Raw genomic sequence first — 18,029 nt, forward strand, 5'->3', positions numbered from 1 at the left:
TAAAAAGAGATGACATCCGGGATTCATCACCTCCACTTTTCTCCAAAAAATAAAAATGGACGCCAAAGAGACGTCCACGAGGGTTAGGGCGGTGGATGAGCGGTCCACCTAAGAACTTGTTCGGTTGTTTTTTATCTATCTGATCATTTAGGGAGGGCCTACAAGATATTGTTCCTGTAGACTAACTACAGTATAGAGCCTCCGTATGGAGCCCATTTGTCAACCTTGTGAACTTTCTGTGTCCTTTGCGCTTAAAATGCAGGTGCCACGGCCCCTTCATAAGTGGTCTCTACGTAGGTCTTCAGCGTCTCGGACTGTAGGGCCGCCCGCACCTTTTCCACGACCTCTGCACTCACGCCCCCTTCCTTGGCCACCACCACATTGGCGTAGGGAGAGTCCGCCCCTTCGATGATCAGGGCGTCCTCCAGGGGATTGAGTCCTGCCCCGATGGCATAGTTGCCATTGATCACCGCACCGGCCACGTCCTCGAGCACGCGAGGCAGCTGGGCCGCTTCGATGGCCTTGAACTGCAGTCCTCGTGGGTTATCCACGATGTCGCGCTCTGTCGCCTCCAGACCGGCCGCCGGATCGACCTTGATCAGCCCCTCCGCCTCCAGAAGCAGGAGGGCGCGTCCACCGTTGACCGCATCGGCCGGGATGGCGATCACATCCCCCTCTTCAAAGACACCCAGGGAATCTCTCGCTCCCGCGTAGAGAGCCATGGGCTCCACGTGCACGGTGAAGAGCGAGGTGAGGGTCAGCTCGTGCTCCGCGTTGAAGGCATCCAGGTAGGGCTGGTGCTGGAAGAAGTTGAGGTCCAGCTCCCCCTCGGCCAGGGCCAGGTTGGGCTTCACGTAATCAGTGAAGGGGACGATCTCCAGATCGATACCTTCCGCGGCCAGGTCGGCCTTGACCAGTTCGAGCAGTTCCACGTGGGGTGTGGGCGTGGCACCGATGCGCACGGTATTGTCCTCCGAAGCCCCGCAGGCCGTGAGGGTCAAGACTAGGAGCAGAGCCAAGAGTGTTGTTGCGATACTTCCCTTTACAGTTTTCATATGCGATTACCTCCAATTTGTCGTCGTTTGCGTTCTTTGTTTTCGAAAAAGTCACCCAGTCGTTGGATTCCCTGGACCAGGAGTAAGAGCAAGAGGACCGAGACGGCCAGGACCACTTCATCGCTACGGTGGAAGCCGTAGCGGATGGCCAGGTCACCCAGACCACCACCCCCGATGGCCCCGGCCATGGCCGAGTAGCCCACCAGGTTGATCAGCATCAGCGTCGCCCCTTCGATCAGGGCGGGTAAGGCCTCGGGCAGGAGGACAAAGACCAGGATCTCCAGGGGAGGCGTCCCCATGACCACGGCCGCTTCCACCACACCATCGTCCACACCCTTGAGAGCCCCCTGGACCACCCGTCCCACGAAGGGGGACGCCGCCACGGCCAGGGGAATGATCGTGGCCAGGGTACCGATGGTCGTCCCCACGATCAAGCGCGAGAGCGGAAAGAGCAGGATCATCAGGATGATGAAGGGAAAAGAGCGGAGGGTGTTGACGGCCCCGTCGAGGGCCCGGTAGAGACGCGGTCTAGGGAGTAGGAGGGGATGGCCCGTGAGCACCAGTACGGCCCCGATCAAACCGCCCAGGGCCGTGGCCACCAGACCAGAGAAGAAAAGCATGGACAGGGTCTGCAGGGTCGCTTCAACGTACAGCATGTCGCGTCCCCCTTTCGATCGAGAGTGCGGGGACCTCTCGACCCTCGTGCAAGCGGAGCTGTCTCATGCAGAAGGTCTTGGCCACCTGCTCGTCGTGGGTGATCATCAGGATGGTCAACCCGTACTCGGCCCGCAGGTCCGATAGAAGGTCCAGGATCTCGGACGCCGTTTCTTTGTCGAGGGCACTCGTCGGCTCATCGAGCAGAAGCAGCCGCGGGCGGGTCACCAGCGCCCGGGCAATGGCCACCCGCTGCTTCTGCCCACCGCTGAGCATGGCGGGGTAGGCCTCGCGCTTGTCCGATAGGCCCACCCGTTCGAGGAGTCCCATCACCCGACTCTCGATCTCATTCCTCTCGACCTTCCGCCGGCGCAGGGGAAAGGCCACATTTTCGAAGACCGAACGGCCGGACATCAGATGGAGTCCCTGGAAGATCATGGACATCTCCTGGCGGAAGGCCCGAAGGGCTTTGGGGCTCATTTTGGCGGGCTCCTTGTTCATCACCTGCACGGTGCCGGAGGTGGGCGTCTCAATACCGGTGAAGAGACGGATGAGCGTCGACTTCCCGGCACCGCTACGGCCCACGATCCCCAGGATCTCACCGGTCTTCACCTCGAGGTCCAGGCCCCTGAGCGCCTCGACCTCCCCGTAAAGTTTCCTCACATTCATGCAACGGATCATGTCACACATCCTTTCTTGGCACTTAAAAAAGGCCCCCTTCGTCTCGCGACGAAAGAGGCCTCAAAAGGTCACTTCTCTACCCATCTCATCGCTGTTAGCAGGACCACCGTTCCTCGGTTTTTCGCCGGGATGGTTGGTGTAGGGTCATCGAGCTAACTCTCTCGCCTACTCTTGATAATTTGTTATGGAGTTGTTCAAGTTGCAACTTGGTACTCAGTCTAACATAGGTTTTCGAAAGCGCGCAAGTCTTTTTTTCTATACAAGGTTTCGATCGATGACCTGCTGGACCACAAAGCTCGCCACGTCTTCCGCATAGGAACCCGGTCCGAAACCGGCATCGTAGCCCAGTTCCTTGGCCAGTTCATGCCCCACGCGAGGACCGCCGGCCACAACGACCAGCTTGTCGCGGAGACCCTCGGCCTCGAGCAGCTCGATGAGCTCCGTGAGGTTGGGGATGTGAACGTTCTTCTGGGTGACCACCTGGGAGACCAGAAGGGCGTCTGCTTTGAGTTCAATGGCCTTGGCCACGAGCTCCTCATTGGGCACCTGGCTGCCTAGGTTGATGGCCTCGATGCCCTTATAACGCTCGAGTCCATAGTGTCCGTCGAAGCCCTTCATGTTCATGATCGCGTCGATGCCCACCGTGTGAGCGTCCGTTCCGGTACAAGCCCCGAGGATCACCACATCGCGACCGATATTCTCCTTGATGAAGTCCTCCACCGCGTACTTGTCCATAACATCGCCCTCGACCTTGGGCACTTCAATGGTGGTAAAGTCGATGGTCAGCGGTGATTTCGCGTACATGGTGAAGAAAGTGAAACCGCTGCCGAGGTCCTTGGCATAAACCACCGCGGGTTCCTCGAATCCGAGACCCTGCAGGTAGCGCCGGGCCGCCTCTTTGGCCTCTTCACCGTAGGGGACGGGCAGTGTGAAAGAAAACTGCATCATTCCGTCGTTCAGCGTGTCACCGTAGGGTTTGACCTTCGTGAGATCCATTTGCTGCATAGCCATTATCTTTCACCTCCCAGCATAAGGTCGATAAAGGGATTCAGGTAACCGTCGCCCTTCTTCGATACACCATCGAGACCCTTGCCACCGTTCATCGGGCGCTTAACGCCGGCGAACTTACCGTGCTCGATTGTCGAGAAGAGACCTTCCTCTTCGATTTCCTCGAGCATCTTGGCCGCACTGGCCACCACTTCATGGGCTCGGCTCTGGATCATACCGCCCTCTTTGAACTGGATCTCATCGCCGAGATGACGCATGTTGTTGAAGATGTAGGATGCGTTCTCGATGGAAAGATAACGGTCCTGCATGTGAGGCGTGTGGATGGCTTCGGTGTGCATGCCGAGAAGTTGGATCGTCTGACCCGTGGTCACGGCGATCATGTTGAAGAGGGCATCCTGGATGTGCCCGCGGAAGATGTTCCCCGTCATGTACTTGGTGGGGGGCATGTACTTCAGCGGTGCGTTGGGGAAAATCTCTTTCGCCATTTGCGCTTGGGCGAGCTCCAAAAGGAAGCCGTCCTCAAGCTCCGGATTCATCTCGAAGGCATGGCCCAGTCCCATCTGTTCTTCCGGCAGTCCGGCCTTGAGGGCGAACTGCTCGTTGATCAGCTGGCTGGCCAAGACGGTGTGGGCTTCCTCCACGGCATCGGCCGTGGTCAGGTAGTTGTCCTCACCGGTGTTGATGATGATGCCCGCGAAGCCGTTGATCACGCGGCTGAAGAACTGATCGACCAGCGTGCGCTGCATGTTGATATCGCGGAACAAAATCCCGTAGAGGGCATCGTTGAGCATGACGTCGAGTCGCTCGAGTGCACCCATGGCGGCGATTTCCGGCATACAGAGTCCGGAGCAGTAGTTGCACAGACGGATGTATCGGCCCACTTCTTCGCCCACCTCGTCGAGGGCCTTGCGCATCAAGCGGAAGTTCTCCTGCGTCGCATAGGTTCCACCGAAGCCCTCGGTTGTTGCCCCGTAGGGCACATAGTCGAGCAGGCTCTGGGCCGTCGTGCGGATCACGGCCACGATATCGGCTCCCTGGCGGGCAGCTGCCACGGCCTGTGTGATGTCCTCGTAAATATTTCCCGTGGCCACGATCACGTAGAGGTAAGGCTTTTTCCCCTCGCCGATCTCCACGAGGAAGCGCTCTCGGTCTTCGCGGTTTCCCTGGATCTTTTTCACCCATTGCTCCGCTTCAATGAAGATGACCTCGCGGATCTTCTCCTCGGGTGCCATCTCGAGTGCCATCAGATCGAGTTCCTCCGTGCTCACGGCCTCGGCGATCTCCTGGGGTGATTTGCCGGTCTGGATCATGGCGTTGCCCATCCAGAAAGCGGCACCCTTGGAGAGACCACCGGCTTCCTTGATCACATCCACCACGACGTTTGACAGCGGTTCCTCGATATCGTTCACACCATCTACGCCCAGCAGACGGAGCACGGTACGCTCGACGGAAACCGTGGTATGGCCGTCGATAAAAGTCTGCGTTGAATCGGCGATCCGTGCGGCCGATTGACGCGCCTTGTCGACGAGCGACCAATCTAAATTCAGCTTACTCTGCATCAAAACCCTCCTCGTTTGTCGTTCATCATCTCTTCTGCCCGCTCGAGCACATCCTGGGGAAAGCCCATGAGACGCGCGATTTTCAACGCATCCTTTGGGACCTCCCTATCCGATGTGACTTCCACGAGCCGGTAATCCATGTATGATTCTAATTCCGCCGCTTCCACGGCCTCGGACTCAATCGCCTTGAGACCCCGCACCTGGAGGTGTCGGGTTCCGGGGGACAGGACGCCGTCGAAGTGCGTGGTCAACACGCTGATCGTCGGTGCCGCCGTGAGTTTCTCCACGATAGCCTTGGTCATGGCCTGTCCCTCGAAGGGGTTCGTACCCCTGGCCAGTTCGTCGATCAGGAGCAGGCCCCTCTCCTGGATCCGCGGCATGTAGCCGCGGAGCTCTTCGATCTCGGCTCCAAAACTCGAGAGCCCCCGCATCACATCCTGCTCATCTCCCATCGACAGATGGTAGAAAGCAAAGGGTGAAAACGAGAAGCGCTCGGCCGGTACGAACAGCCCCATCTGTGCCATGGCGGCGCAGAGTCCGATGAGCTTGAGGCTCACGGACTTGCCGCCCATGTTGGCCCCCGTGATCACAGCGCAACCCGCGGCGAGGCGGACGTCTATGGGCACGAAGCTTTTTTCCTGGCGCCGAAGCGCTTCCTCCACCACCGGGTGTCGCCCCCCGGTGATTTCGACCGCAGGCTCCGACACGATCTTGGGTCTTGTCAGATGGAAGCCGGCGGCCAGCGCAGCCTTGGCCAAGAGTAAATCCAGTCGCCCGATGCGACCGGTCATTTCCACGAGATCATCGATCATTCCCGCCAGGGTCGTCGTGAGACGCTCCCTGACCTTTTCTTCTTCCGCTTCCTCCACAGACTTGATCTCCTGCAGTTTCTCCTCGAGTGCAACCATCTCCTCCGTGGGTTTGATCACGAAGGTCAGGTTCATGAAGGTCTCCTGAGCATAGGTGAGCAGGGGTTCCTCTTCCAGCCGACCGATGAGCCCTGTGTCACTCTTGCTTACAGTCAGCGACCCGTTCGGTCGGAGGGTCACATCAAGGTGGTTCTGCACCTCGAGGATCAAAGCCTTGCGAAGCCTCTTGTGAGCGGCATCGAGATCGCGCATGCGCTTTCTCGTTTCCCTGAGCTGCTCAGAATAGGCGTCGTAGATATGGAAGTTCGGTAGCCGCTGGTCTTCTGGATCCAGTAGCTCCATCACCGCTGTCAGCGTACGGACGCGGTACTGCTCGTCGAGCGTTACCCGCAAGGTCTCGAGGACCCCGTCGATCTGGTCGATCACGCCGGCCAGGGTCTTGATCTCAAAGAGCTCCGTCACCGACAGGATATGACCCCCTCGAATCCGCGCGAAGGTTCCCCCCAGATCCTTCACGTGTTTGAGGGCGTTCCTGAGCTCGACCATCTGGTACCGCTGCCTATCGAAAACCGAGAGAAGCTTAGACAGGTCGTCGTAGGCGCCCTCCAGTTTTTCGGTCTCCCCCGGGGCGAAGAGCGTCATCTTACCACGTTCTTCTCTCCCCTGGGGCGTCAGACAGACGATCTTCCCGAGCATCACATCGAGCCCGAGTTTCTTTTTCACGCCACCGGTCATGCTCATATCCTCTCACCTCCACCGAGTACATCCACCACCGCTAGATTCGGCAGGGCCTCCCTCAGGCCCTGTAGGAATCGCTCGGGATGAAAGTAGTAGCCCTCGGGGCTGAAGGGGTTTACCGTCAACCCCAGCAACCGGATGGGGTCTTTGACCACCACACGGAGCCCGGCGCGCTTCCATTTTTCCCAGGTCATGGGGTCGATGAACAGACGCGTTCCGTCTTTTACCACCACCGTCACCTGTTCTAGGTAGCGTCGATCGGCGAAGAGATCCCTCAGCGTACGATCGACCAGTGCCCCCGGGATCAGCACGTGTGTCGTTTCTTCTGTCAGTCGACCGGCGATCTTGCGACCGGCGAGAAGCGCCGAAGGGGAGGAGACGACATGCGCCTCTCCCCCCTCGATGAGCGTGAGCTCATCGGCCTCGAAAGCCTCTTCCACCAAGCTGCGCAGCACTGGATCCTGTAGTGGCTCCAGCCTCAAGAGGCTGACGCGGTGCTGCGTGAGCCGGATGGCCATCTGCATATCCCGCGAAAGCACGGCTCCCGTGGACAGGATGCAGGCCTCGCACACAGCCGGTGAGGCACTGGAGACGCGATCGATCGCGCCGTCCACCAACACCTTCTGGGCCCCCCAACGAAGCATTTCATTGGTGACCCGTCGGATCCCGCTATTGGTCACGGGTCCCGCGAGTTCGATAAAACCAGGAGAGAGGGCCCGACCGATCACCACTTCCCCCATGGGGGTCAGTAGATCGGTCACATCGAGCACCTCCAGCCGGGCATCGGCTCCATTGAAGAGCGTGGAGGCGGTCGCGATGAGGGTTCCCTCTTCGACATAGATGCTGGGTTTTTCCGTCATGGTCACGCGGTCTTCCCGCTCGCCATCTCGGCCGATGCTCGTCAGCCCGAGGGTCACGTGTTCCTCGGCGGCCTCCGCGATGAGCGCGTTGAGCGTCACTGTCTTCCCGGCGTTCTTCGCCATCCCCACCACGGCGATCCGCCGCACCTTACTGCTCGTCCAATGGAACAGGCTCATCTTACTTGTGGCTCCGCTTGTGTCGGTCCAGGTTCCCTGGTTCGAGCGCAACCTGACGACCCTGGAGGAGTCCACCCACGCCATCGATCTTGTGGTTTTTCTGCTCCTCTGTTTCCACAGCGCCTTCTTTCTCAAGATCGTAAGGCTTCGGCTCAGTGTAGGTCGTGATCACACCTTCGTAGTTTCGGAGTACCACTTTGTCCGGAGACTGTGTGATCAGATAGTTCGGCATCACAGGAATCTTACCGCCGCCGCCGGGTGCATCCACCACAAAGGTCGGAACACAGTAACCGGACGTATGACCGCGAAGACCTTCGATGATCTCGATCCCCTTGGCCACAGGCGTTCTGAAGTGCTCGATTCCCTTGGAAAGGTCACACTGGTAGATGTAGTAAGGGCGCACGCGGTTCACAACGAGCTGGTGCACGAGATCGCGCATGATGTGCACGGAATCGTTCACGCCGCGGAGCAGTACGGACTGGTTCCCCAGCGGGATACCGGCATCGGCCATGAGCGCGCATGCTTTCTTCGACGTCTCCGTGATCTCTTTCGGATGGTTGAAGTGCGTGTTGAGCCAGATCGGATGGTACTTCTTGAGCATGTTCACGAAGGCAGGCGTGATCCGCTGTGGCATCACGACAGGTGTACGCGAACCGATGCGGATGATCTCCACGTGTTCGATCTTACGCAGTTCAGAAACAATGTACTCGAGTCGTTCGTCGCTCACCAGCAGGGCGTCACCACCGGAAAGCAGTACGTCGCGCACCTGTGGTGTATTGCGGATGTATTCGATCGCCTGGTCGATGCGATCTTTGGGTGCACCGGCATCGGACTGCCCGGCGAAACGACGACGCGTGCAGTGACGGCAGTACATGGAACACATGTCCGTAATCAGAAGGAGCACGCGGTCCGGATAGCGGTGCGTTAACCCTTCTACGGGTGAATCCGCGTCCTCGTGAAGCGGATCATCCATATCCCCTTTGCCGAAGTAGGTTTCCATGATCGTAGGAATCGCCTGCTTGCGAACGGGACAGTGCGGATCGTTTTCGTCCATCAGCATCGCGTAGTAGGGTGTGATCCCCATGCGCAGGATGCCCAGTGACTCGACGATGCCCTCTTCTTCTTCCTTGGTCAGGTTGACCACTTTCTTCAGATCCTCGAGGGTCGTAATCCGGTTCTTGACCTGCCACTGCCAGTCGTTCCACTGGTCTTCGGTAACATCCTTGTAAAGGGATACACTTTTGTAATCTCTCATTGAATGGTTTCCTCCTTATACCTTACGCGTAAAGATCTGTATAGAGTTTGCGGAGCACGTCGCTCTCGCGCATGATGTTCAGGGCAATCTCGGCGTGGTTCTTCGCATAACCGTTACCGATGATCATCATGGTGTCCTTGCCAACACCCTCTGCTCCCAGTGCCGCCGATGTGAAGCTGGTGGCCATGCTGAAGAAGTAGATGGTTCCCACGTCTTTCGTCGCCAAGATGCAGGACAGTTCCGTGCGGGGAACGTTCACGCAGTTGATCGTGAGGTCGGCCATCTCGCCGCCGGTAATCTCAGCGATCAAGTTCATCACCTGTACGGGATCCGTTGCATCGGCAGCGATGTAGTGGTCGGCCAGTTCTGCTTTTTTCACGCGATCCATGGACTTTTCCGAGTGTCCTAGGCAGATGACCTTGCCCTTGGGGCCAACCGCTTTTTTGGCTTCGTAGAGGCAGAGCATGCCGCTCTTGCCAGCGCCGCCGATCACGAGGACCGTGTCGCCTTCTTTGACGAGCTTCTGGGTCTGTGCCGGTGCACCGGCGACATCCAGCACGCTGAGGGCCAGGTTCTCCGGAATGTCCGTAGGTAACTTGGCCATGATCCCCGATTCAAAAAGAATAGCCTGACCTTTGATATCCACCTGGTCAATGTCCTTGCGTACATCCAGGATCTCGTCGATCACGAGAGGCGTGAGGGAAAGCGAAACGAGCGTAGCAATCTTGTCGCCCACCTTGAGCTCTGTCTTGCCTTCGAGCGCCGGACCGATTTCGGCCACCGTACCGATGAGCATCCCACCGGAACCCGTCACGGGGTTGTGGTGCTTGCCACGCGTGGCCACGATATCGCGCATGATCTCCTTGATCTTCTCCACATCCCCACCGGCCTGCTCCTTGATCTGCGTGAAGCTGGCCGAGTCGATGTTGAGCGTCTTTACATCGATCAGAATCTCGTTGTCGTAGATCTCCATGGTATTGTCGATGCGCTCTGCCGGCTGTGGTAAAGTACCCTTTGGTTCGAGTACGCGATGCGTACCGTATTTGTTACCCTTCTTCATCCTGCATACCTCCTTGATTGCTGTCGTGTTGTCTCATCTTTAACAATATGCAAAAGCGATGCCAAGCCCGCAAGCCCTGCAATTGGTGGAACACGCTTCCGTAGGCATGAAAAAGGTGCCGATATTCCGGCACCTAGAGGCGGTATTTCTTGATTTTATACTGCAGGGTCTGTCGGGGCACCTCCAGGATCTCGGCCGCCTGGGAAACATTCCCCCGACAGCTCAGGAGCGCCCGCTCGATGATCTTGCGCTCGTGTCGATCGATGGCCTCCTTCAGCCCGATACCCTCTTCTGCCTCGATCCGATCGAAATAATGGGGCAAATCCTCCACCGTAATCTGTTCCCCCTCACCCACGCTGATGATACCCTCGAGCACATGCTCAAGCTCACGGACATTGCCGGGCCATTCGTACAGCATGAACCGATCCATCACACGGTCCTCCACCGAACGAAGCCGCTTCCCAAAACGCTCGGCAAAGCGCCGCGTGAAGACCTGGGTGAGCAGCGGAATATCGACGGCACGGTCTCTGAGCGGTGGAATCTCCAGGTAGACCACATTGAGCCGATAGTACAGATCCCTGCGCAGGAGGCCGTTCTCGATGGCCTCCTGGGGCTCGGTGTTGGTGGCCGCGATCACGCGCACGTCAGAAAACCGCGTCTTCGTATCTCCCACGCGTCGAAAACGACCATCCTGTAGCACCCGGAGCAGTTTGCCCTGGATCTCCAGGGGCATCGAATTGATCTCATCGAGGAAGAGGGTTCCGCCATGGGCCAGTTCAAAGAGCCCCAAGCGGTCCACACTCCCTGTAAAACCACCTTTCTTCGTTCCAAACAGGATCCCCTCGAGCAAGGAAGCGGGCAGGGCTGCGCAGTTCTGGGCGACGAAAGGACCGCGGCTCCTTCGCGAGGCGGCATGAACAGACTGGACGAGGAGCTCCTTGCCCGTGCCCGTTTCCCCGTAGATGAGCATGGGGATTTCCTGCCGGGAGGCTTTCTTCGCCTTCTCGATCAACCGCTTGAACTTTGGATCGAGGGTCCGGATATCTTCGAAGCGGTAGATCACATCGTCCACCTGTGCCGCTTCTTCGCGCTTCATCACCCGGCTCTGGAGATCCATCACGCGTTCGGAGAGGTTTTTGACCTCGGTGATATTCTTGGAGATCTCGATGGCCGCCACCACCCGCTTACCCCGTTTGATGGGGATGGTGGTGTTGATCGTGGCCACCTCTTTTCCCATGTATGTCTTGAAGGTCTGTTCTTTGTCGACGATCGGCTCTCCCTCTTTGAGCACCCGTAGTAGGGTGCTCGTCTCCTCCGTCAGGGACGGGTACACATCGAGCAAGTATTTACCGCGGACGAACTCCGCGGTCAGGCCCTCTCGCCGCACGGCCCGTTCGTTGGTGTAGAGCAGTTTCCCCTCCGCGTCGATCACCTGGATCCCATCGGAGAGATAATCCGGCAACCAGTCCATTTCCCTGAATAATGTCTTGAAATCCACCGCATTTCCTCCCTGCTTGATTTTCGGCATGTAATTGCCGATTTTTCGGCATTCGTTAGTGAGAGTATATCATTTTCCGTGTCATCCCGCCATCGATCACCAAATTTTCTCCGTTGATAAAATCATTCTCCGGATCCGACAGGTACTTGCAGGCGCGCCAGATGTCCTCGGGCCGCCCCACGCGGCCGGAAGGGTGCTGTTCGTGATCGATCTTTCGCAGGGAATCGTCGGTGGTGTGGATCCACCCCGGGCTAATGCTGTTGACCGTGAAGCCGTCGATCTCAGCCGTGCTCATCATGAGCGCATGGGTGAGGGAGTAGATTCCGCCCTTCGATGCGGAGTAGCTCTCCGTTCCTGCCTCGCTCATGGACTGCCGGGTGGACGAGATGTTGATGATGCGTCCCCAACTGCCCCGGTGGTGCCGAACCATCTCGCGGGAAAAGATGAACTGACTGGTCAGGTTAGTATGCAATATGCGGATAAAGTCTTCCGTAGCGGTCTCTTCCAAGGGTGAGAAGGTGCTCACCCCGGCGTTGTTCACGAGCACATCCACCTCGTGGTTTCGGAAGAGACCCGCGGCCGCGTGCTCCGCAGCCTGCGGATCCCCTAAGTCCACAATGATATCAGCACCCTCGATCCGGTCCACCACGACCACGTCGAACCCTTCAGCGCGAAATCCCTCGGCAATCCGTTTGCCGATTCCACGCATGCCTCCGGTCACCACTGCACATTTTTTTCGATCCATTTGATCACACGCTCCTTTCGAGTATTTCTTTTTCAATCTATTGTATCATGCAGGTGTTGAAAACATGTTTGACTTGTCCAGCCCTAGCCTTTCATGGTATGCTGTTCCTATCCCGAGGGGGAGGGGGTGTTTGTAAGGATGATCAAAAATCGTCGCGTCATCCAGGCCTTTGCGGCTGCCATCGTTTATTACCTTGTATTCGTTCTGGGCTTCAGCCTACTCTATACCGTACTGATCGCCGGAGCCCTGGTGTGAACGTCAAGTAAGTTTCCTCAGAAAATAACAAATAAGTTTCCCCACCTAATTTTCTCCAAAAATGGTTTTTCTGTTTCTCATTCTATAGCTATGTTCATCATTAAAGTAGATAACTTCGCAGCGGTGCAAGAGTCGATCAAGGATAGCTGTTGTTAATGCTGGGTCACCGATCAACTGGCTCCACTCATCTGGCCCTTTGTTTGAGGTAATGACAACGGAAGTTTGATTATGCAATCGACTGACCAGTTGAAAAAACAAACCTGCTCCCACATGATCATTTGCAATCATCATCAGGTCATCGATAACCACTAGGTTGGATTCTTCTATGCGCTTGATTCGGGTTTTGGAAGTACGACTGATCTCTTGTGTCTTCAGGAGCCTCAGAAGGTCATCCATGCTTACGAAGCAGGCTTTGTAGCCCTTTTCTAGAGCCTCGGTGACGAGTCCTATGCCAAGCAGTGTCTTTCCTACACCTGGGGGCCCTAGAAGCAAGATGTTAAAAGCTTGCTCCACCCAGCCCAGCTCCTTGAGCTGGTTCAATTGCCGTTTGGATAATGTGTGCTGCTCGTGTAAATTATAATCATCCAATCGCTTATACTCGGGCAACTCAGCCCACTTTAAACGCTTCAGGTACTGTTTTCTCGAGCGACTATCTATTTCGTGTTGAACGACAGAAGCAAGGAAATCTTGATATGATAGATCTTTCGACTCAGCGTCCATCACGAGCTGTTCAATTGCTCGTGAGGTCTCTGTGATCCTCAGTTGCCTCATCTGTTCGGCGATCAATTCAATCTTTCTCATTCACTCACGCCTCTCATGATTTTGTTATAAACATCAAAATTTCGAATTTCCGGCGCCGACGGATATATGAATGATCGAATCAAGTGCTCGTGCATTAGCTCATCTCTAGGCACTTCAGTTGTCGGCAACAAGGTTACGTGATAGTAGGCGAGGGCATCAGAAAAGTCATTCGCACTATAGAGACTATGATCCATACAATAATCCAACGCTAAGGAGATTAACTTGTGGGATCGATTCTCCATACTTTTCTGCAAGATCTTCAGCTGGTCTCGAATGTAGCGTCCTTTTGACTTGTGGATCGCCTCGATAAACTGGTACGCCTTAGGATTACCACCCATCAGTTGGTGGATCTTTTCCTTTAGCTCTGGAATCCCGACGTTTCTATCTCTAGTATGCGTGGTCTTCTTAATCAATCGCCCGCGGTCATGGCATAACTCATGATCGGTTATGAATGCACCTGTAGCTGTATCAATTACCTGAAATCTTTCATCGTTGATCATTTCGATCGTTACTTTCTTTGATTTGTTATTCTCATCATAGGTTCCTGGTGGAAGCGAATACTCGTTGGCAAGATAACAGATGGTATTGTTTTTTCTCACCGTACGCTCTATACTATTGGTGGGTAAAGTATTATTTATCTTCTTGTCTACCGGTATGAGGTGCTGCTTCTCCAGAGCAAACACTTCTGCCGGTACTTTTTTTGTCCGCCCGTGTTCTTTGCCGTTACCTCGACGTTCCAGCCAAGCTAGGATTACCTGGTTCATCTCGTCATCGGTCGTATACTCTCGGTGTCTCAGGCAGTTGTTCTTCACGTATTTGACCATACTCTCAACGCGCCCCTTTGTCTCGGGATCGCTCTTGCGACACATATAGACATCAAATTTTCTCATTTTCTTATATTTGGTAAATTCATACGTATAGACAAGATCACCTCCGTTTTCGGATGCTAGGATAATGCTATCTTGATCGTAGACAATTTGCTCTGTGCGTCCGCCAAAGTACTCAAAGGCTTTTTCGTGAGCCTCTAGGAGGTCCCGGGTATTGAATGGACGACTCTGTAGCTGTGCGTACTTGAATCTGCTATGTGAAAGAACGAAGCATACGATATAGACTTTGATGAGTTTTCCAAGCAGATTTTGCAATTTCATTTCACCAAAATCAACTTGCATCTGCCTACCCATTGGTGGATCTTCCATCGCCTCATAGTCTCTATTATCAGGTGCCCTACGGGGAATCCCCAGTTCGATCCTCAGATTGTTTACATAGTTCCTTACTGTGCCCTCAGTGGCCACTTCCTCTTTCAAGATTTCGTGAAGCCGATCTGCAACTTGCGACGCCATCATTTCTGGATACTGTCTAATCATCTCCTCAATTCTATCCCGATGTTGATCAAGCTTCTTGGATCTGCTCTTCAGCGAATCACAATAGGCAAGATAATCATCTGGTGTCATTGTTAAGTACTTCTTCACGGTCTTACGATCCATGTCTAAACGGTTAGCGATTTGGCTCTTGTTCAAACCGACTTTTTTCAGTCTCTGAATCTCTTGATACATCTCCCATTCCTTTAGTTTTTTCATCGGTTACCTCCATAATGATTATTTCCAGTTAATCATAATCAATATGGAGATTGTTGGCAATAAGTGGGGAAAGTTATTTGATGAATTTTGGTGATTCTAGTTTATCATTCACACCTGGGTATTGTGTTCGGAAAAACCTTCTGCCGCTGGCTGTGCCCAATGGGTGCCCTGATGGAGCTCATGACCAAGGGCCTCAGTGGGGATGCTAAGAAGCAGCAGCTGTACAACTACCACAAGCTCGGCTGTCCCATCGCCTGGATTCAAGGCCTGCTCAATCGTTTCAGCCTTTTCAAGATCAAGCGAGAGGTCAGCTCCTGCACCGATTGCGGGCTCTGCGACAAGGCCTGTTATATCGCCACGTTGAACAAAGATTTTAGCCTGCATAGGGCGGGCAAACAGGATCCATCCGCAGCCTACATTTGTTCGAAGTGTCTCTCTTGCGTCGACGACTGTCCCACGGGGGCACTCGCCGTCAAACGGTCCAAATAGCCAGGCCCTTCATGAGAAATCCCCCTGTCGCCAGGGGGATTTTTTGTCTCTAGACGTCCACGCTCTCGAGCACTAGGATCTCCTCTTCGTAGCCGATGTCCAGTGTGCTGAGCAGATTGGATTTCGACGCACCCACACTACCCGGGACCTCCAGGATCGCCAGTTTGTAGCCTTCCCTGAGCTTTTGCACGGCCTGGTCCTTGAACCAGTCTACGTATATGCATAAACGGCTGTTGAGATTGAAGCCTTTCGAGCAAAAACCCTCCGTCATCTGAAGGTCTTCCACCTCATCGATGACACGCACCGAGCTGTTGAGCAGGATCTTCTCTACCTGTGGGGACACATCGCGGTAGGCGATGAGAAACACCTTGAATTTCGAAGCCATGCGATAACCTCCTCTTTCTTTTGATAATCTTTTGACAAGATTCTATTTTTCTCTTACCCTTTCTATGCACGGGCAATCACCAGCGAGAGGTGCTCGTCGCCGATTTTACACAAAGCTAACGATAATCTCATGCCTCCGGGGTAAGTATAATAGAGTACAAGATCCAGGAGGTTTGCTATGGTTCCCAATTGGTTTTCGAAAGACCCAGTTGGCATCGACACATTCCAACTCTTTTCAACGGATCACCTCCTCACATTGGTCGTGATCGTCGTCGCCCTGTCCGGCGAGGACCTGCGTCGGTATGAGATCGCCATGGCCCTTTTTATGCTCGTGTTGGAGATCACCTATAAGTACTGGCGTCTGGAAGTGGTCGAGAGCCGGTGGGTGGAGAATCTGAACCTGAACCTCTGTGGAATGGTGGTGGTCCTAGCCATTTATCATTACCTGCGGCCGAAGAGCCAGCTGCGCTACGAGCTGATCTATTACTGGGCCCTAGCCGGGGCCACCCAGGCCATCCTGACCCCAGACCTCACCTATGGTTTCGGCCACTATCGCTACTTTCATATTTTCCTTAGTCACGCCCTTATGATCCAGGCGGCCCTGCACTTCACGCTCCATCGAAATCGACGCCCGCGACGAAAGAGTCTGCCCATCGTAGTGGCGACAACTGTGGGCGTTGCCCTGCCAGTTTACATAGTCAACAGCGTCTTCGGTACCAACTACCTCTTTCTACTCGAAAAACCCGGCGGACTCTCTGTCCTGGATGCCTTCGGTCCCTGGCCCTCTTATCTGATCGGCCTGTTTCTCATCGGCTCCCTGCTCTTCACACTGCTCTGGTTGCCCCAGCGCCTTGCTACCCATGAACCCGAGGAGGGTTGATCCTTATGCTCTACGCCGCCATCGATATCGGCTCCTATCTCACCACCATGAAGATCATCGAGATCATCGGAGATCGCACGACCACGCTCGAGACCATCACCCGCGTGATCCCACTGGGGGAAGATACCTTCCTCTCCAAGAAAATCTCGCGAACAAATGCCGACGTCCTGATCCGCACCCTCGAGGGCTTCAAGGGGGAGCTGAAGGCCTACGGAATCCGCCGCTACCGCATCGTGGCCACGAGTGCCTTCCGCGAAGCGAAAAACCGAGACTTTCTCATCGAGCAGATCCACCGGGAAACGGCCATGCGCGTGGATGTCATCAGCAACGCCGAAGAAAAGTACTTGCTCTTTAAAGCCTCCAAGGCCGACCTCAAGCTCTCCAAAGAAACCTCCTATTACTTTCTGAACATTGGGTATGGAAACGTACAGCTCACCCGCTACGATCGCTTCGGGATCCGCTACAACCAGAGCTTCAAGCTCGGGACCATGCGCATCTACGAGGTGCTACAGGAACTCGAGGGCCATACGCTATTCTTCGCCGATCTCATCGAAAGTTACATCCGCCGTCACCTGGTGGCGCTCCCCGTCCCCAGCGAAGACGAAAACGAGGTCGCCCTCGTGGTCTACGGTCGGGAGATGGACCAGCTTCTGGCCCCCTTGGGAGGCCAGCGGCGGATCGATGCGATTTCCGTGAAGGACCTCGCCTACAGGGCCAAGATCAAAAAAGAACAGGATCTATCTCCCCAGCACCAGTTGCCGGGATTGATGCTCCTCGATCAGCTCATCGATCTGACGGATGCGAAAACACTGGATTTTCCGCCGATCAGCCTGGTGGACGGTCTGTTGCGGGAGGAAATCGAAAACCGCACCCTGAAGAAAAAAGAACGGATCCTGGACGAAGATCTCATCAGCTACGTACGCAACTTGGCCCTGACCACCGACGTGAAGATCGAACACATCCGCTTCCTCGAGACGGTTACCAGCGAACTCTTTGGAAAGGTGAAAAAACGCCTCACCCATCCCAAGGATCGCCTCCTGCTCAAGCTCAGTTGCTTCCTCCGCCCCCTCTTCAACGACGCCGCCACGGAACACTGGCAGGCCGGTGGATTCGAAACCATCCAGCAATTGGATTTCCCCGGTCTCAGCACCGTGGACAAAACGCTGATCGCCATTTTGTGCCGCTTCGACTCGGCGGAACTTTTGATCGCCTACCTGGAGGACAAGCGCCATACGCGCGTCTTCGGACTGCGGGCTTCGAAACTCTTTGCCATCATGATGATCGCTGACGCTCTGGACTACGCCAAAGAGGAAAACCTCTACGACCTAATCGTTAAAAAGAGAAAGGATACCATTACCATCACCGGCAACACCCACTCCGAAGCACTTCTGGAAACCTGGCAGTTCAACGCGCACAAGGACTTCTTCACGGAGGTCTTCGGCGTTTCTCTCGAACTCACCCTCACCCGCTATTAGGAGGCTTCT

17 protein-coding genes are annotated in these 18,029 nt (G+C 55.3%); 3 read left to right on the top strand and 14 right to left on the bottom strand.

What is annotated here, in order from left to right; all coding sequences use genetic code 11:
- Positions 1-251: 251 nt before the first annotated feature.
- From ACULM0_RS08015 to istA, 13 genes are all read right to left on the bottom strand, one after another.
- Entirely contained in the window at positions 252-1,055 is an 804-nt protein-coding gene (locus tag ACULM0_RS08015; RefSeq protein ID WP_463677029.1) for a MetQ/NlpA family ABC transporter substrate-binding protein, read from the bottom strand.
- Entirely contained in the window at positions 1,052-1,711 is a 660-nt protein-coding gene (locus tag ACULM0_RS08020) for a methionine ABC transporter permease (protein ID WP_463677030.1), read from the bottom strand. Before ACULM0_RS08020 ends, ACULM0_RS08015 begins: the two co-directional genes overlap by 4 nt.
- Positions 1,698-2,390, bottom strand: a complete 693-nt coding sequence (locus ACULM0_RS08025; RefSeq protein WP_463677031.1) for a methionine ABC transporter ATP-binding protein — start codon at positions 2,388-2,390, stop codon at positions 1,698-1,700. Before ACULM0_RS08025 ends, ACULM0_RS08020 begins: the two co-directional genes overlap by 14 nt.
- Before the next feature lie 255 nt (positions 2,391-2,645).
- A complete protein-coding gene (kamE, locus tag ACULM0_RS08030; RefSeq protein ID WP_463677032.1) occupies positions 2,646-3,401 on the bottom strand; it encodes a lysine 5,6-aminomutase subunit beta in 756 nt (251 codons plus the stop codon).
- On the bottom strand, positions 3,401-4,957 hold the full coding sequence (gene kamD / locus ACULM0_RS08035; RefSeq protein WP_463677033.1) for a lysine 5,6-aminomutase subunit alpha: 1,557 nt from the start codon (positions 4,955-4,957) through the stop codon (positions 3,401-3,403). The genes kamE and kamD overlap by 1 nt, the downstream gene beginning before the upstream one ends.
- A complete protein-coding gene (kamC, locus tag ACULM0_RS08040; protein ID WP_463677034.1) occupies positions 4,957-6,567 on the bottom strand; it encodes a lysine 5,6-aminomutase reactivase ATPase KamC in 1,611 nt (536 codons plus the stop codon). Before kamC ends, kamD begins: the two co-directional genes overlap by 1 nt.
- Positions 6,564-7,601, bottom strand: a complete 1,038-nt coding sequence (kamB, locus tag ACULM0_RS08045; protein WP_463677035.1) for a lysine 5,6-aminomutase reactivase subunit KamB — start codon at positions 7,599-7,601, stop codon at positions 6,564-6,566. Before kamB ends, kamC begins: the two co-directional genes overlap by 4 nt.
- Before the next feature lies 1 nt (position 7,602).
- Positions 7,603-8,856 (bottom strand): lysine 2,3-aminomutase, encoded by a 1,254-nt coding sequence (gene kamA / locus ACULM0_RS08050; protein ID WP_463677036.1) that lies wholly within the window; start codon positions 8,854-8,856, stop codon positions 7,603-7,605.
- A 22-nt stretch (positions 8,857-8,878) separates the two neighbouring features.
- Positions 8,879-9,916, bottom strand: a complete 1,038-nt coding sequence (gene kdd, locus ACULM0_RS08055; protein WP_463677037.1) for an L-erythro-3,5-diaminohexanoate dehydrogenase — start codon at positions 9,914-9,916, stop codon at positions 8,879-8,881.
- A gap of 133 nt (positions 9,917-10,049) precedes the next feature.
- Positions 10,050-11,414 carry a sigma-54 interaction domain-containing protein gene (locus tag ACULM0_RS08060; protein ID WP_463677038.1) on the bottom strand — a complete coding sequence of 455 codons (1,365 nt, stop codon included), beginning with the start codon at positions 11,412-11,414 and terminating at the stop codon, positions 10,050-10,052.
- 55 nt (positions 11,415-11,469) lie between these two features.
- Positions 11,470-12,159, bottom strand: coding sequence for an SDR family NAD(P)-dependent oxidoreductase (locus ACULM0_RS08065; protein ID WP_463677039.1), 690 nt, complete (start codon positions 12,157-12,159; stop codon positions 11,470-11,472).
- 300 nt (positions 12,160-12,459) lie between these two features.
- Positions 12,460-13,215 (bottom strand): IS21-like element helper ATPase IstB, encoded by a 756-nt coding sequence (istB, locus tag ACULM0_RS08070; protein WP_463677040.1) that lies wholly within the window; start codon positions 13,213-13,215, stop codon positions 12,460-12,462.
- Positions 13,212-14,792, bottom strand: coding sequence for an IS21 family transposase (gene istA / locus ACULM0_RS08075; protein WP_463677041.1), 1,581 nt, complete (start codon positions 14,790-14,792; stop codon positions 13,212-13,214). Before istA ends, istB begins: the two co-directional genes overlap by 4 nt.
- Before the next feature lie 90 nt (positions 14,793-14,882).
- Between istA and ACULM0_RS08080 the strand changes: the two genes are divergently transcribed.
- A complete protein-coding gene (locus ACULM0_RS08080) occupies positions 14,883-15,281 on the top strand; it encodes a 4Fe-4S binding protein (RefSeq protein ID WP_463677042.1) in 399 nt (132 codons plus the stop codon).
- A 49-nt stretch (positions 15,282-15,330) separates the two neighbouring features.
- Here the strand turns inward: ACULM0_RS08080 and ACULM0_RS08085 are convergent, their stop codons facing one another.
- The gene (locus tag ACULM0_RS08085) at positions 15,331-15,666 is read right to left on the bottom strand and encodes a hypothetical protein (protein ID WP_463677043.1); all 336 of its coding nucleotides are present in this window, start codon (positions 15,664-15,666) and stop codon (positions 15,331-15,333) included.
- Positions 15,667-15,843: 177 nt separating this feature from the next.
- Here ACULM0_RS08085 and ACULM0_RS08090 point away from each other — a divergent pair, with 177 nt between their 5' ends.
- Both ACULM0_RS08090 and ACULM0_RS08095 read left to right on the top strand, forming a co-directional pair.
- Entirely contained in the window at positions 15,844-16,545 is a 702-nt protein-coding gene (locus ACULM0_RS08090; RefSeq protein ID WP_463677044.1) for a YwaF family protein, read from the top strand.
- A gap of 5 nt (positions 16,546-16,550) precedes the next feature.
- The gene (locus ACULM0_RS08095) at positions 16,551-18,020 is read left to right on the top strand and encodes a Ppx/GppA phosphatase family protein (RefSeq protein WP_463677045.1); all 1,470 of its coding nucleotides are present in this window, start codon (positions 16,551-16,553) and stop codon (positions 18,018-18,020) included.
- The last annotated feature ends 9 nt before the right edge of the window (positions 18,021-18,029 follow it).

It is taken from the genome of Halotolerantifilum yawarlongkerapense (assembly GCF_054506745.1).